The sequence below is a fragment of the Enterovirga sp. genome (assembly GCF_035325185.1).
In the GTDB taxonomy this organism is placed as follows: domain Bacteria; phylum Pseudomonadota; class Alphaproteobacteria; order Rhizobiales; family Beijerinckiaceae; genus Enterovirga.
The window spans coordinates 1-13772 of the sequence record NZ_DAOLAJ010000092.1 but is presented as its reverse complement, the minus strand read 5'-3'; the positions used below and the strand labels follow the sequence as shown (position 1 = coordinate 13772).

Here is a 13772-nt window from a genome sequence, read left to right as displayed (position 1 = left end):
CCACAGAGATTCAGCCTCGATCCAATCTACCAAATGCTGGGACTAAACAGCTAGCAAGCCAATTCTGTGCCGGACACCAGCGGGCTTAGCCCGGCCATCCCGATCGAATGCGCTCGCGGCGCGAAACCAGGCGAGGCGCCGGCCTCTTTCGAGGAAAAAGTTGCGCTGGAGCAAAGACTCGATTCATAATAGCTATAAACAGGCATAGCCGCCGCGCAGAACGTCGGCTCATATAAGGGAGGCCGAGGTGTCGGCAGCCGAGGCGAATCCGGCCGCGGATCCCAAGCGGCGGCGTCATGAGATCGTCGCCTTCCTGATGCTGGCCGTCCTGATCTGGCCCGTCATCTCGGTGGGCGTCGTCGGCGGCTATGGCTTCCTGATCTGGATGTCGCAACTCGTCCTCGGGCCGCCCGGCCCGTCAGGGCATTGAGCCCGCCATGGCCTCCGACCGCCACTCCATCGACCGGCGCGACTTCCTGAGGGGGCGTGTCCTGCCCGCGGGCGCGGCCCTGCCCGTCCGCTTCCTGCATATTTCCAGCGCCGTCGTCACCGCCCGTCCCGAAAGCTGCCCGGACGTCGCGCGCCGCATCGCGGAGCTGCCGCAGACGGAAATCCACCGCATCGAGGGCTCGAAGATCATCGTGGTGATGGAGAGCGAGGAGAGCGGCGAGATCGGAAGCCGCCTCGCCGCCATCTCGCTGATGGACGACGTGTTCTCGGCCAATCTCGTCTTCGAGCGGATCGAGCCGCTCGAAGACCACGGGGAAGACGCATGACCCTGTCCCGCCGCGACGTGATGAAGGCCCAGGCGGCGGGGATCGCCGCGCTCGCCGCCAATGTCGCCACGCCCGCCGAGGCCCAGTCCGTCCAGGGCGGCGTCGACGCGCTCCAGATCAGATGGTCGAAGGCGCCCTGCCGCTTCTGCGGCACGGGCTGCGGCGTCATGGTCGGCGTCAAGGAAGGCAAGGTCATCGCGACCCACGGCGACATGAAGGCCGAGGTCAATCGCGGCATGAACTGCGTGAAGGGCTATTTCCTCTCCAAGATCATGTACGGCGCCGACCGGCTGACGACGCCGCTCCTGCGCAAGAAGGCCGGCGTCTACGACAAGGACGGCGAGTTCACGCCCGTCTCCTGGGACGAGGCTTTCGACACCATGGCCCGGCAGGCGAAGCGCATCCTGCGGACCAAGGGGCCGACAGCGCTGGGCATGTTCGGCTCCGGCCAGTGGACGATCTTCGAGGGCTATGCCGCCACCAAGCTGATGCGGGCGGGATTCCGCTCGAATAACCTCGACCCGAATGCCCGCCACTGCATGGCCTCGGCCGCGGTCGCCTTCATGCGCACCTTCGGCATGGACGAGCCGATGGGCTGCTACGACGATTTCGAGGCCGCCGACGCCTTCGTGCTCTGGGGCTCGAACATGGCGGAGATGCATCCGATCCTGTGGACGCGCGTCGCAGACCGCCGGCTCGGCCATCCGCATGTGAAGGTGGCGGTGCTCTCCACCTTCACCCATCGCAGCTCGGACCTCGCCGACATCCCGATCGTGTTCAAGCCGGGCACCGACCTCGCGATCATGAACTACATCGCGAACCACATCATCCAGACCGGGCGGGTGAACAAGGATTTCGTCGACAGGCACACCACCTTCCTGAAGGGTGCGACCGATATCGGCTACGGCCTGCGCGAGGACGATCCGCGCGAGGTGAAGGCCCGCAAGGCGGCGGATGTCGGGGCGACGACGCCGATCGACTTCGAGACCTATGCCGCCTTCGTCAAGGACTACACGCTGGAGAAGGCGGCGGAGCTGAGCGGGGTCGAGCCCGGCTTCCTGAAGCAGCTCGCCGAGCTTTACGCCGATCCGAAGCGCAAGGTCATGTCGCTCTGGACGATGGGGTTCAACCAGCATGTCCGGGGCGTCTGGGCGAACCAGCTCGTCTACAACCTGCACCTCTTGACGGGGAAGATCTCGGAGCCCGGCAACAGCCCGTTCTCGCTGACCGGCCAGCCCTCTGCCTGCGGCACCGCGCGCGAGGTCGGGACCTTCGCCCACCGCCTGCCGGCCGACATGGTCGTGACCAATCCCGAGCATCGCAAGCGCGCCGAGGAGATCTGGCGCGTCCCGGCCGGGATCATCCCGGAGAAGCCCGGCTACCACGCCGTCCAGCAGGACCGGATGCTGAACGACGGCAAGCTCAATTTCTACTGGATCCAGGTCAACAACAACCTCCAGGCCGCGCCCAACAACTCGGGCGAGACCTATCCGGGCTATCGCAACCCCGAGAACTTCGTCGTGGTCTCGGACGCCTATCCGACCGTCACCACGCTCTCGGCCGATCTCATCCTGCCCGCCGCGATGTGGGTGGAGAAGGAAGGCGCCTACGGCAATGCCGAGCGCCGCACCCATGTCTGGCGCCAGCTCGTCAGCGCGCCGGGCGAGGCGAAGTCCGACCTGTGGCAGCTCATGGAGTTCTCCAAGCGCTTCACGACCGACGAGGTCTGGCCCGCCGAGATCCTCGCCGCCAATCCCAACTACAAGGGCAAGACCCTCTTCGACGTGCTGTACAGGAACGGCAATGTCGACCGCTATCCGGTGAGCGACACCGATCCGACCTATGACAACGTGGAGGCCAAGCATTTCGGCTTCTACGTCCAGAAGGGCCTCTTCGAGGAATATGCGGCCTTCGGGCGGGGCCACGGCCACGACCTCGCGCCCTTCGACCTCTATCATCAGGTTCGCGGCCTGCGCTGGCCGGTCGTCAACGGCCAGGAGACGCGCTGGCGCTACCGGGAGGGGCTCGATCCCTTCGTGGAGCCCGGCCGGGGCGTGCAGTTCTACGGCAACCCGGACGGGAAGGCCCGCATCCTCGCCGTGCCTTACGAGCCGCCGGCGGAGAGCCCCGACAGCGAATACGACCTCTGGCTGGTGACGGGCCGCGTCCTCGAGCACTGGCATTCGGGCTCGATGACCCTGCGCGTGCCGGAGCTGTACAAGGCGTTCCCCGGCGCCCGCTGCTTCATGCATCCCGACGATGCCCGCGCCCGCGGCCTGAACGAGGGGGCGGAAATCCGGCTGATGTCGCGTCGAGGGCAGCTTCTCACCCGCATCGAGACGCGCGGGCGCAACCGCATGCCGCGCGGCGTCGTCTTCGTGCCCTGGTTCGACGCCAGCCAGCTCATCAACAAGGTCACGCTCGACGCGACCGATCCCATCTCCAAACAGACGGATTTCAAGAAATGCGCGGTCAGGATCGTCGCGGCTTGAGATTCGGGCGCCTCGCCGCCCTGACGGGAGCGGGGCTCGCGACCCTCGCCGTCCTCAGCGTCGGCGCGCTGTCCCAGGGCAGCGGCCCGATCAGGATCGTCCCCCGCCTCACCGGCGGCTCCCCGCCGATGGAGGAGCAGCGGATTCCGCCCCTCGCGCGGCCGGTCGTCGACGACGTCCGGCGCATGCGCAACTATCCCGAGCAGCCGCCGGTCATCCCCCATTCCATCGAGGGCTACCAGCTCACGCTCAACACCAACCGCTGCATGGATTGCCACAAGCGCGAGTTCACCGAAGGCTCGGGCGCGCCCATGATCAGCGTGACCCATTTCCAGGACCGGGACGGGCAGGTGCTGTCGGACGTGACGCCGCGGCGCTATTTCTGCACCGCCTGCCACGTCCCGCAGACCGACGCGACCCCGCTCGTCCCGAATCTGTTCCAGGATGCCAGCGCCATCGGCCGCAGGAGGTAGCGGGACGCCATGGCTAAGCTCAAGGCCCTCATCCTCTGGTGCTGGGACCGGGTTCTCTGGTTCTGGCGCATCGTCAGCCGGCCCAGCGCCTATCTGAGCCTCGGCTTCCTGACCCTCGGCGGCTTCGTCGGCGGCGTGCTGTTCTGGGGCGGCTTCAACACGGCGCTGGAAATCACCAATACCGAGAAATTCTGCACCTCCTGCCACGAGATGCGCGACAACGTCTATCAGGAGCTGACCCAGACCATCCATTTCTCCAACCGCTCGGGCGTGCGCGCCACCTGCCCCGATTGCCACGTTCCCCACAACTGGACCGACAAGATCGCGCGCAAGATGCAAGCCTCCAAGGAAGTCTGGGGCAAGATCTTCGGCACGATCTCGACGCGCGAGAAATTCCTTCATCACCGCCTTGAACTGGCCAAGAACGAATGGGCTCGCCTCAAGGCCAACGATTCCCTCGAATGCCGCAACTGCCACTCGGCGGAGGCGATGGACTTCACCAAGCAGACCCGCCGCGCCGCCGAGATCCATGGGCGCTATCTGATGACGCGGGAGAAGACCTGCATTGACTGCCACAAGGGAATCGCCCATCTTCTGCCCGACATGCGCGGCGTCGAGCCCGGCTGGCAGAGCGCTCCCGAATTGCAGGGCAAGGGCGCCTCCCTGGGCGAGCCGGAGCACGACCTCCGCGCCTATCTCGCCCGGATCGAGGCGCGCTGAGGCGCCTCGGGCCTGCGGCGGCCGTGTGAGCCCGCGGGCGGCGCCAGCAGAGCCTCGGCATCATCGCTCGGCTTGCGGGCGCGGGTGTCGCACCGCCTTCCCTGTCATACCGCTTCCGGCTGAAAGGCTCGGCCGCATTTCTCTCTTCGTAGTCATGGCCGGGCTTGTCCCACTGGTGTCCGGCATGATTTCTGGGTCTGTTTTGTCATGCGGTGATGGCTGGGACGAGAGGGATCTGGCGTTTGTCGGGAGGGTGGCGCGGCGGTGGCCTTTCGAGGTTTGCGAGGCTTCTGCGATGCATGAGGTTGCTTCGGACGAGGCGAGCGAAGGCGAGGGAGCTGACGATCCGGGCTTGGGTCGCCCGGGCGAGGCGCAGCATCAGGAAGGCGATGAAGGCGACCGCGACCTGGATGCGCATCGCGTTCTCGCCCGTGCCGAGGAAGCGGGTGATGGCGAGGGTTTGTTTGATCCAGGGGAAGAACAATTCTATGGCCCAGCGCCGCTTGTGGAGGTCGGCGATCTGGCGGGCGGGTGCGGCGAAGTCGTTGGTGACGAGGTGCAGCACGCGGCCGCTGTCGATGCGCAGCGCGATCTCGTGCACGGGCTTGGCGGAGGGGTTCGTGCGGTTCCTGGCCTGGCGCCGGGGCAGGAGACCGATCTGGTCGGAACAGGATATCGCCTTAGCGAGGATGACGCCATGGACAGTGCATCGCAGCCGACGAATGCGACGGGTTTGGCTGCGCGCTGGTCCTGTTAGTCACCCTGCGTGAAGTAGGTATCGTCAATCGGTAGCGAAGGCGGCCCATGCGCGGCACCTTTCACGGGAGTGTCGGGATTTCCGTGGGCGGGCGGCCATAGAGGACCTGGTGGTTCCCGATGGCACGACGCAAGGTTCCCCGCATTCCTGACGCGCTCCTTGACCAGCTTCTGGCCGGCACCGATCCCAAGACGGCATTCGATGCCAACGGTCTTCTCGACGATCTGAAGAAGGCGCTGGCCGAGCGGGCTCTGAACGCCGAGATGGACCATTGTCTGGCGTCGGACGAAGATCGTGTCGATGTACGCGCGCGGTATGAGCGCTCGAGAGATCGTCGGGCATCTGCGGGAGCTCTATGGCATCGACGTCTCGCCCGATCTCATCAGCGCGGATAACCGGCAGAGCCGCCTTCATTCTCGCCTGGTCGCGCTGGCGACGACGTCATCAGGTTATCGCCGCGGCAGCACACTGCAAACACCAAATTTATACACAACTGTAGTATTATGAGACATCCCTACACCCTCTGATGATTGATGTAAAATCTAAGGCATGCTCACTTAAGTCCTCTCCTCGTCGTTTCACAAGGCCATACTTGGAAGGTGGCCTCAGGGGGGCGAGTTCCAACTTCACAAGCTCGCCCCTTTCGACGGCCTCCAAAAGGATCGTGCTGGGCAGCAGCCCAACCATGCCGGCATGCTTGACCAAGTTCAGCGTCGCGAAGCGGGACGTCGTTTCGACGCGGGACCGCGGCACCGGAAGACCGGACTCTGCAAGAGCCGCCTCGAGCACCTGACGGCTCGGGCTCGAGGGCGGCTGAAGCACCCACGGCAGGGAGATGAGATCAGCGAAGTCGACCTCCGCCGCGCCGGCCAACGGATGGTGCCGGTCAATGAAGACCCAGTATTGCTCGTCGAACAGCTCTTCGAAATCGAAGCTCACCCGCTGACTCGCATGCGGAAGGCGGCACAGGCCGATTTCCAGCTCACGCTGGTCCAGCAGCCTGACGATTTCGTCGCTCGTCGTCGCCGTGAGATGAATGGTGAGAAGCGGCCTTCGCCGTCTCAACTCGGCGATCGCGCTCGGCAGGATGGCGGGCATCGCCGCCATGAGCGCGCCGACGTGAAACGCGCCTGCGCCCCCGGCTTTCATCTCGCCGACATCGGCCGCGACCCGCGACATCTCGTTCAAGGATTGCTGCGCGTAGCGAATGATGTGAAACCCGACGTCCGTCGGCAGAAGTCCGCGCGGCTGCCGTTCGAACAGTGCCGCATCGAATATATGTTCCGCATCCTGGAGGATCTTTGACGCCGCTGGCTGGCTGATTTTCATTTCGTTGGCCGCCTGCCCCATGTTGCCGCTGCGGCCGAGGGCTTCGATCAACTGAAGATGCTTGAACCGCAGACGAGAATAGCGTCTGCCGAGAAGATGAGTATAGCGTTCGGCGCGATCAATAACCATTTGGAATTGCCCTATTCCATATTATTTATAGACTAATTCAAATCAATCCGCTTACTTTTGGGCGGTCAGGCCACGAATTCAAGAGGGCCGCTCGAGGAACGCCCGGTCGTTTCGAAGGAGGGCCGCTCGCATCGCCGAGCGTCCGAGGATGGCGAGTTCCTGCGCCGCCCGGCTCTCTTCATCCGAACGCCCGAGGCCGCCGCTCGATGCGCAAGCGCCCTTGATCCTTCGCGAGAGAGCATCGCCCATGAAGAAACGTCCCGAAGAGCTTCGCAGCCACCGCTGGCTTGGGGTCGACGACCTGCGCGCCTTCGGCCACCGCTCCCGCATGGCGCAGATGGGCTTCACGCATGAGGACTATGCAGGAAAGCCCGTCATCGGCATTCTGAATACCTGGTCCGACCTCAGCCCCTGCCATTTCCACTTCCGGACCCGGGCGGAGGAGATCAAGCGCGGCATCTGGCAGGCGGGCGGGTTCCCGGTCGAGATCCCGGTGATGCCCGTCACCGAGCAGTTCATGAAGCCGACTTCCATGCTCTACCGCAACCTGCTGGCGCTGGACACGGAGGAGTTGATCCGCTCGCAGCCCTGTGACGGCGTCGTGCTGATGGGCGGCTGCGACAAGACCGGGCCTGGGCTCATCATGGGGGCGTTGTCGGCGGGCTTGCCGATGATCTTCTTTCCGGCCGGCGCCCAATTGCGCGGCCATTGGCATGGCAAGACGCTCGGCAGCGGCTCGGACGCCTGGAAATACCATGCCGAGCTTCGGGCCGGGAACATCACGCAAGAGCAGTGGAAGGAGATGGAGGGCGGCATGAACCGTTCCTTCGGAACCTGCATGACGGCCGGCACGGCCGCCACCATGATGCTCGCGGCCGAGGCGATGGGCTTGTCGCTGCCGGCCGCTGCCGGAATCCCGGCCGCCGATGCCGGCCATCCGCGCCTTGCGACCGATACGGGGCGGCGCATCGTCGAGATGGTGTGGGAGGATTATGCGCCTGCCAGGATGCTGATGCAGGCAAGCATCGACAACGCCGTGAAGGCGACGATGGCCTTCGGCGGCTCGACCAACGCCATTCCTCACCTCATCGCCATGGCGCGCCGGGCCGGCCTCGAACTCGATCTCGACCGTTTCGACGCCATCAGCCGGCAGGTGCCGCTCATCGCCAACCTGCGCCCGAACAACGGCGAATACCTGATGGAGGATTTCTTCTACGCGGGCGGCAGCCGGGCCTTCCTGAACCGCCTCGCCCCGTTCCTCGACCTCGAGGCGCGCACGGTCACCGGGCGAACGCTCGGCGAGGATATCGCGAGCGCCGAGGTCTATAACGACGACGTCATCCGCCCGCTGAACGATCCCGTCCAGCCCGAAGGGGGCCTCTCCGTGCTGCGCGGAAGCCTCGCGCCGCGCGGCGCCGTGATCAAGCATTCGGCGGCCGATCCGAGGCTGCTGCAGCATACCGGCCGGGCGATCGTGTTCGAGAACTACGACCACATGAACGCGAAGCTGGACGACCCGGCCCTCGACGTCACGCCCGACAGCGTGCTGGTGCTCAAGAGCGGCGGTCCGCAGGGCGGCCCGGGCATGCCCGAATGGGGCATGATGCCCCTGCCGAAGAAGATGCTGAAGCAGGGCGTGCGCGACATGGTCCGCATCAGCGACTCGCGGATGAGCGGCACGAGCTACGGCACCTGCGTGCTCCATGTCGCGCCCGAGAGCCATGTCGGCGGCCCGCTCGCCTTCGTGCAGGACGGCGACCTGATCCGCCTCGACGTCGCCGGGCGCCGCCTCGACCTCCTCGTCGAGCCCGAGGAGCTGGAGCGGCGCCGCGCCGCCTGGACGCCGCCGCCCAAGCGCTATGCCCGCGGATACACAGCCCTTTACCTGGAGCGGGTGCGGCAGGCCGACGAGGGCTGCGACCTCGACTTCCTGGAATACGGCCCGCCGACCCCGGAGCCGGAAATCCACTGACCCGAGGACCGGGGCGCCGCGGGATCGCTCGCTCCGGTTCGGCCGGGCGGCGGCGCGCCACAACTTCACATCGACGCGAAACCACAAAGAGGCTGCGGGGCGGCCCTCCGGGAGGATCAATATGGCAGTTGGCAATGCCGTCGGCGCGGCAGCCTCGAAAATCGGGCGGGTCCGCTTCTCGATCGTCGCGATGCTCTTCGTCGTGACGATGATCAACTATGCGGACAGGGCGACCATCGCCATTGCCGGGCCGGCCATGGCGAAGGAGCTGGGCATCACTCCGGTCCAGATGGGCTTCATCTTCTCCGCCTTCGGCTGGGCTTATGTGACCTTGCAGATTCCCGGCGGCTGGCTTCTCGACAGGTTCGGCTCGAAATGGGTTTATTTCGCGAGCATCTTCCTGTGGTCCTTCTTCACCATCCTGCAGGGCGGCGTTCATTTCCTAGGGGCGGCGGTCGCGGTCTATGCGCTTTTCGCGCTGCGCTTCATCGTCGGTGCGGCCGAGTCGCCGTCATTTCCGGCCAATGCCCGCATCGTCGCGGCCTGGTTCCCGGCGAACGAGCGCGGAACGGCATCGGCGATCTTCAATTCGGCGCAGTATTTCGCGACAGCCCTGTTCGCGCCCATCATGGGCGCGATCACCCAGCATCTGGGCTGGTCCTATGAATTCTACTTCATGGGCATGGTAGGCATCGTGGTCAGCTTCATCTGGATCAAGGTCCTCTACAGCCCGACGGATCACCCTCGTCTCTCCGCCGCCGAGCTGGACTACATCGAGAAGGGCGGCGCCCTCGTCAACATGGACAAGCCCAAGGAAGCCCGGACCGGCGAGGCGGAGGGGAAGGAGTCCTCGGGCAGCCAGACGTGGAGCAACTTCAAGAAGCTGGTGGCAAACCGGATGCTTCTGGGAATCTATCTCGCGCAGTTCTGCATCAACGCGGTAACCTATTTCTTCCTCACCTGGTTTCCGGTCTATCTCGTCCAGCAGCGCGGGATGTCCATCCTCAATGCCGGCATCGTCGCCTCCATCCCGGCGATCTGCGGCTTCGTCGGCGGGGTGCTGGGCGGGGTGATCTCGGACGCGCTGCTCCGCAGGGGCTTCTCGCTCACCGCGGCGCGCAAGATCCCCATCGTCGGCGGCATGCTCGTCGCGACCAGCATGATCCTGTGCAATTACGTCGACACCCAGTGGGTGATCATCTTCATCATGGCGCTGGCCTTCTTCGGCAAGGGGATGGGCGCGCTGGGCTGGGCGGTCGTCTCGGACACCGCGCCGCGCGAGATCGCGGGGCTCAGCGGGGGCATCTTCAACATGTTCGGCAATATCGCCTCGGTCACGACGCCCATCGTGATCGGCTACATCATCCAGACGACGGGATCGTTCAACGGCGCGCTCGTCTTCGTCGGCGCGAACGCCCTGCTGGCGATCCTGAGCTATCTCCTCATCGTCGGCGAGATCAAGCGGGTGGAACTGTCTCCCGCCAAGCCGTGATCATCTCTTCTTCGACCCAGCTCAACCGGAGTCACCCTATGACGACAATCGATCTCAATTTCCGTCAGGCTTTGACGGGCATTTCGGGCATCCTGGTTACGCCCTTCGACAAGGATGACAAGGTCGAGCCGAAGAAGCTCCAGCCCATCATCGACCGGGCGATCGGGGCGGGGGTGCATATCCTCGTCGCGAACGGCAATACGGGCGAGTTCTACGGCCTCACCACGGCCGAGGCCGAGGCGATGGTGCATTCCATCACCGAGCAGATCGGCGGGCGCGCCCCGCTCCTGGGCGGCGTCGGGCGCAGCATCGGGGATGCGGTGGCGCTGGCGAAAGCCTCGAGGAAGGCCGGCGCGACGGCGCTCATGGTGCACCAGCCGCCGGACCCCTTCGTCTCGCCGCGCGGGGTCGTGGCCTATGTGCAGCGCGTGGCGGAAGCCGGGGACGGGCTGCCGCTGATGCTCTACCTGCGCAACGACGGCATCGGGCTCGATACGATCGAGAAGCTCTGCCAGGTGCCCGGTGTGGCGGGCGTCAAATGGGCCTCGCCCACGCCGCTCCGGCTCGCCGAGGCGATCCGGCGCTCCAGCCCCGACATCGTCTGGGTGGGCGGCCTCGCGGAGACCTGGGCTCCGCCGCTCTACGCGGTCGGGGCGCGCGGCTTCACCTCGGGCCTGATCAATGTCTGGCCGGCCCAATCGGTCGCAATCCACGCCGCGCTCGACCGGGGCGATTATGTCGAAGCCAACCGCCTCATCGCGCAGATGCAGGATTTCGAGGAGATCCGGGCCGAGGAGCAGAACGGGACCAACGTCACCGGCGTCAAATCCGCCCTTGCCCTGATGGGCAACGATTGCGGCCCGACCCGTCCGCCGTCGGCCTGGCCGCTGACGCCGGCTCAGATGAAGCGGCTCGAAGCCCTCCTGGCACAATCCGGCCTCACGGGCGCAAAGGCGGCATGATGGTCACGGGCGACATCCTCCTCGGCGGGCAGCGGGTGGCTGGTGGCCAGCGCTCCTTCCACGCGATCAACCCGGCGACCGGCGAGACGCTGGAGCCGGCCTTCGCCTTCGCCGGGCCGGCGGAGGTGGAGCGGGCCTGCGATCTCGCCTGGGCCGCCTTCCCCGTCTATCGTGCGACCGGCCTCGAGGAGCGCGCGCGCTTCCTCGAAACCATCGCCGCCAACATCCTCGAACTCGGCGATGCGCTGGTCGAGCGGGCCTGCGCCGAGACCGGCCTCCCGCGCGGCCGCATCGAGGGCGAGCGCGGCCGGACGATCGGCCAGCTCAAGCTCTTCGCCGAGGTGGTGCGGCAGGGCGAATGGATGGATCTGCGCATCGATCCGGCCCTGCCCGACCGCAAGCCGCTGCCGCGGCCGGACCTGCGCCTGCGGAACATCCCGCTCGGGCCGGTCGCCGTGTTCGGCGCCAGCAACTTCCCGCTCGCCTTCTCGGTGGCGGGCGGCGACACGGCCTCGGCGCTGGCGGCGGGCTGTCCTGTGGTGGTGAAGGGCCATCCGGCCCATCCCGGCACGGGCGAGCTGGTCGGCCGGGCGGTCCAGGCGGCGGTCGCGTCCTGCGGCCTGCCCGAAGGCGTGTTCTCGCTGCTGCTCGGCGAGGTCGAGACGGGCTCGGCCCTCGTCGCGCATCCGCATATCAAGGCGGTCGGCTTCACCGGCTCGCGCGGCGGGGGCGTCGCGCTCGGGCGCATCGCGGCGGCCCGGGCCGAGCCGATCCCGGTCTATGCCGAGATGAGCAGCATCAACCCGGTCTACCTTCTGCCCGAGGCCCTCGCGGCCCGGGCTGAGGCGCTGGGGCGCGAGTTCGTCGGCTCGCTGACCATGGGGGCCGGGCAGTTCTGCACCAATCCGGGCCTCGTCTTCGCGATCGAGGGCGAGGGTCTCGACCGCTTCGTCGCGGCGGCCTCGGAGGCTCTGGGGGCCAGCGCGCCCCAGCCGATGCTGACGCCGGGCATCCACAAAGCCTACGAGGCCGGGGTGAAGGCGCTCGCGGAGCATGAGCGCGTGAAGACCCTGGCGCGGGGACAGGTCGGCGAGGGCATCGCCCAGGGCTCCGGCGCCCTCTTCGCCACCGATGCCGACAGCTTCGCGTCGGACGAGCGGCTCGGCCACGAGGTGTTCGGCTCCTCCTCGCTGGTGGTCCGGTGCCGCGACGCCGAGGCGCTGGTCACGCTCTCGGAGCGGCTGGAGGGCCAGCTCACGGCGACCTTGCAGATGGAGTTGGCCGACGCTCCGCTCGCCCGCCGCCTGACCGAGGTGCTGGAGCTGAAGGCCGGCCGGATCCTGGCGAACGGCTGGCCGACCGGGGTGGAGGTCGCCCATGCGATGGTCCATGGAGGCCCCTATCCCGCCACCTCCGACAGCCGCACGACGTCGGTCGGCACCCTCGCGATCCGCCGCTTCCTGCGCCCCGTCTGCTACCAGAACCTCCTGCCCGATCTCCTGCCGCCCGAGCTTCGCGACGGCACGAAGTTGCCGCGGCTTGTGGACGGCGCACGAGCCCGCTGATGCCGCTGGGATCGGAGGTGAGCTGCAACGCTCGCACTTGAGCGACGATGTCGTCGGCACGTCGTTGTGCGATTATCGTAGCCGCAGGATGTGGGGCGCAAAGGACGAGGCCTCGAGACGCTCCCGCCGAACGCTTGCGTGAGGCTTGCGCAGGATTTCGATGATGACGCTCGTGGTGGTCGCCGGCCTCTCACCAGCCTAGCCCGCTTCGGCGAAGGTCTTGACGATGAAAGGAAGGGTCCGGCGAGACAGGCGCAGCACCGGGCATCGCTCCGTCGCGAGCCTGCATGTTAGCCGGCTGCTGCTCGAGGACAAGGGCATGCCCGTCTGTGTCGATGTGTGCTTGGCGCTTTCAGCCGAGCCTCCGCTCATTCCTCTTCGTCACCATGCAATCCTGGTAGACGCTGGTCGACCGAGAGGCGCACCGCCCTGCGCATGACAGCGGTCGCGACCCGCGCTAAGCCTGCCATTCAAGATTGCGTTCAGGTCTGACGATGGCGCCATCCTTGCGATTGTCGGCTCTGGGACCGATCGAGCTTTTCGAGGCCGGAAACCGCGCAATTCCGCTGCCCGGGCGCAAGGCGCGCGCCATTCTCGCGATCCTGGCGGCCTCGCCGGGGCCCGGCCTTCCCCGCGCATTGCTCGCCGCGATGCTCTGGGCGAGCGAGGAGACAAGGGCGCGGCAGAGCCTCAGGCAGGAGCTGAGCGCGTTGAGGCGCGCGCTCGGCGCCGAAGCCGCAGAGCTTCTCCTCGTCGAGGGCGGCACCGTGCGGCTCGACCGCACCATGCTGGACATCGACACTGACCGGCTGATGGCGGCGGCAGGCGGCGATCTGGATGCCATGCAGGCGGCCGCTCTGCTCGCCGGCCGGGAATTCGCGACGGAGCTCGACGGCGAGAACAATGAAATCCTTGCCGAATGGCTCGAGCGGCAAAGGACGCGATTCCGCGAAGCTTCGCTCGCCCTGCTCGCCAGGCTGGCGCGAACTCTCTCGGAGCAAGGCCGGCACAAGGAGGCGCTGGCGGCGGCGCTCGCGCTGCACGCGCTCGACCCGCTCTGCGAGGCGACGCACCGGCTGGTGATCGCCGAGGAGGCCCTGGTCTC

11 protein-coding genes and 3 pseudogenes are annotated in these 13772 nt (G+C 66.6%); 11 read left to right on the top strand and 3 right to left on the bottom strand.

Going from position 1 to position 13772, the window contains the following annotated elements:
- Positions 1-247 precede the first annotated feature (247 nt).
- From napE to PKD06_RS15375, 5 genes are read left to right on the top strand one after another with little or no spacing between them, the layout of a single operon-like run.
- Positions 248-430: a periplasmic nitrate reductase, NapE protein gene (gene napE / locus PKD06_RS15395; protein WP_324381586.1), complete on the top strand. Its 183-nt coding sequence runs from the start codon at positions 248-250 to the stop codon at positions 428-430.
- Between the two features lie 7 nt (positions 431-437).
- Positions 438-776 carry a chaperone NapD gene (locus tag PKD06_RS15390; protein WP_324381584.1) on the top strand — a complete coding sequence of 113 codons (339 nt, stop codon included), beginning with the start codon at positions 438-440 and terminating at the stop codon, positions 774-776.
- Positions 773-3268 carry a periplasmic nitrate reductase subunit alpha gene (napA, locus tag PKD06_RS15385; protein ID WP_324381582.1) on the top strand — a complete coding sequence of 832 codons (2496 nt, stop codon included), beginning with the start codon at positions 773-775 and terminating at the stop codon, positions 3266-3268. Before PKD06_RS15390 ends, napA begins: the two co-directional genes overlap by 4 nt.
- Positions 3241-3741 carry a nitrate reductase cytochrome c-type subunit gene (locus PKD06_RS15380; RefSeq protein ID WP_324381580.1) on the top strand — a complete coding sequence of 167 codons (501 nt, stop codon included), beginning with the start codon at positions 3241-3243 and terminating at the stop codon, positions 3739-3741. The genes napA and PKD06_RS15380 overlap by 28 nt, the downstream gene beginning before the upstream one ends.
- Before the next feature lie 9 nt (positions 3742-3750).
- Positions 3751-4461 (top strand): cytochrome c3 family protein, encoded by a 711-nt coding sequence (locus PKD06_RS15375; protein WP_324381578.1) that lies wholly within the window; start codon positions 3751-3753, stop codon positions 4459-4461.
- Positions 4462-4666: 205 nt separating this feature from the next.
- On the opposite strand, the pseudogene PKD06_RS15370 reads toward PKD06_RS15375, so the two are convergent.
- A pseudogene (locus tag PKD06_RS15370) lies at positions 4667-5125 on the bottom strand (transposase); the annotation flags it as partial.
- Positions 5126-5337: 212 nt separating this feature from the next.
- Between PKD06_RS15370 and PKD06_RS15365 the strand changes: the two are divergent.
- Positions 5338-5608: pseudogene (locus PKD06_RS15365) on the top strand (transposase); the annotation flags it as partial.
- Between the two features lie 111 nt (positions 5609-5719).
- Here PKD06_RS15365 and PKD06_RS15360 read toward each other — a convergent pair.
- The gene (locus PKD06_RS15360) at positions 5720-6676 is read right to left on the bottom strand and encodes a LysR family transcriptional regulator (protein ID WP_324381576.1); all 957 of its coding nucleotides are present in this window, start codon (positions 6674-6676) and stop codon (positions 5720-5722) included.
- 247 nt (positions 6677-6923) lie between these two features.
- Between PKD06_RS15360 and araD the strand changes: the two genes are divergently transcribed.
- From araD to PKD06_RS15340, 4 genes are all read left to right on the top strand, one after another.
- Complete coding sequence (gene araD, locus PKD06_RS15355; RefSeq protein ID WP_324381574.1) at positions 6924-8648, top strand: L-arabinonate dehydratase; 1725 nt, start codon at positions 6924-6926, stop codon at positions 8646-8648.
- A gap of 121 nt (positions 8649-8769) precedes the next feature.
- Positions 8770-10140 carry an MFS transporter gene (locus PKD06_RS15350; protein WP_324381572.1) on the top strand — a complete coding sequence of 457 codons (1371 nt, stop codon included), beginning with the start codon at positions 8770-8772 and terminating at the stop codon, positions 10138-10140.
- Between the two features lie 38 nt (positions 10141-10178).
- On the top strand, positions 10179-11102 hold the full coding sequence (locus PKD06_RS15345; protein ID WP_324381570.1) for a dihydrodipicolinate synthase family protein: 924 nt from the start codon (positions 10179-10181) through the stop codon (positions 11100-11102).
- Positions 11099-12667, top strand: coding sequence for an aldehyde dehydrogenase (NADP(+)) (locus PKD06_RS15340; protein WP_324381568.1), 1569 nt, complete (start codon positions 11099-11101; stop codon positions 12665-12667). The genes PKD06_RS15345 and PKD06_RS15340 overlap by 4 nt, the downstream gene beginning before the upstream one ends.
- A 201-nt stretch (positions 12668-12868) precedes the next feature.
- Here PKD06_RS15340 and PKD06_RS15335 read toward each other — a convergent pair.
- Positions 12869-13037 (bottom strand): annotated as a pseudogene (locus PKD06_RS15335) (IS5/IS1182 family transposase); the annotation flags it as partial.
- A 340-nt stretch (positions 13038-13377) separates the two neighbouring features.
- Between PKD06_RS15335 and PKD06_RS15330 the strand changes: the two are divergent.
- A partial coding sequence (locus PKD06_RS15330; RefSeq protein WP_324381566.1) for a BTAD domain-containing putative transcriptional regulator occupies positions 13378-13772 on the top strand: 395 nt, incomplete at its 3' end.

Bases quoted from the DNA above. Each gene is read 5' to 3' on its own strand.
- araD (WP_324381574.1), top strand. From the start codon at position 6,924: ATGAAGAAACGTCCCGAAGAGCTTCGCAGCCACCGCTGGCTTGGGGTC.
- PKD06_RS15360 (WP_324381576.1), bottom strand. From the start codon at position 6,676: ATGGTTATTGATCGCGCCGAACGCTATACTCATCTTCTCGGCAGACGC.
- napA (WP_324381582.1), top strand. From the start codon at position 773: ATGACCCTGTCCCGCCGCGACGTGATGAAGGCCCAGGCGGCGGGGATC.
- PKD06_RS15345 (WP_324381570.1), top strand. From the start codon at position 10,179: ATGACGACAATCGATCTCAATTTCCGTCAGGCTTTGACGGGCATTTCG.
- PKD06_RS15340 (WP_324381568.1), top strand. From the start codon at position 11,099: ATGATGGTCACGGGCGACATCCTCCTCGGCGGGCAGCGGGTGGCTGGT.
- PKD06_RS15350 (WP_324381572.1), top strand. From the start codon at position 8,770: ATGGCAGTTGGCAATGCCGTCGGCGCGGCAGCCTCGAAAATCGGGCGG.
- PKD06_RS15390 (WP_324381584.1), top strand. From the start codon at position 438: ATGGCCTCCGACCGCCACTCCATCGACCGGCGCGACTTCCTGAGGGGG.
- PKD06_RS15375 (WP_324381578.1), top strand. From the start codon at position 3,751: ATGGCTAAGCTCAAGGCCCTCATCCTCTGGTGCTGGGACCGGGTTCTC.
- PKD06_RS15380 (WP_324381580.1), top strand. From the start codon at position 3,241: ATGCGCGGTCAGGATCGTCGCGGCTTGAGATTCGGGCGCCTCGCCGCC.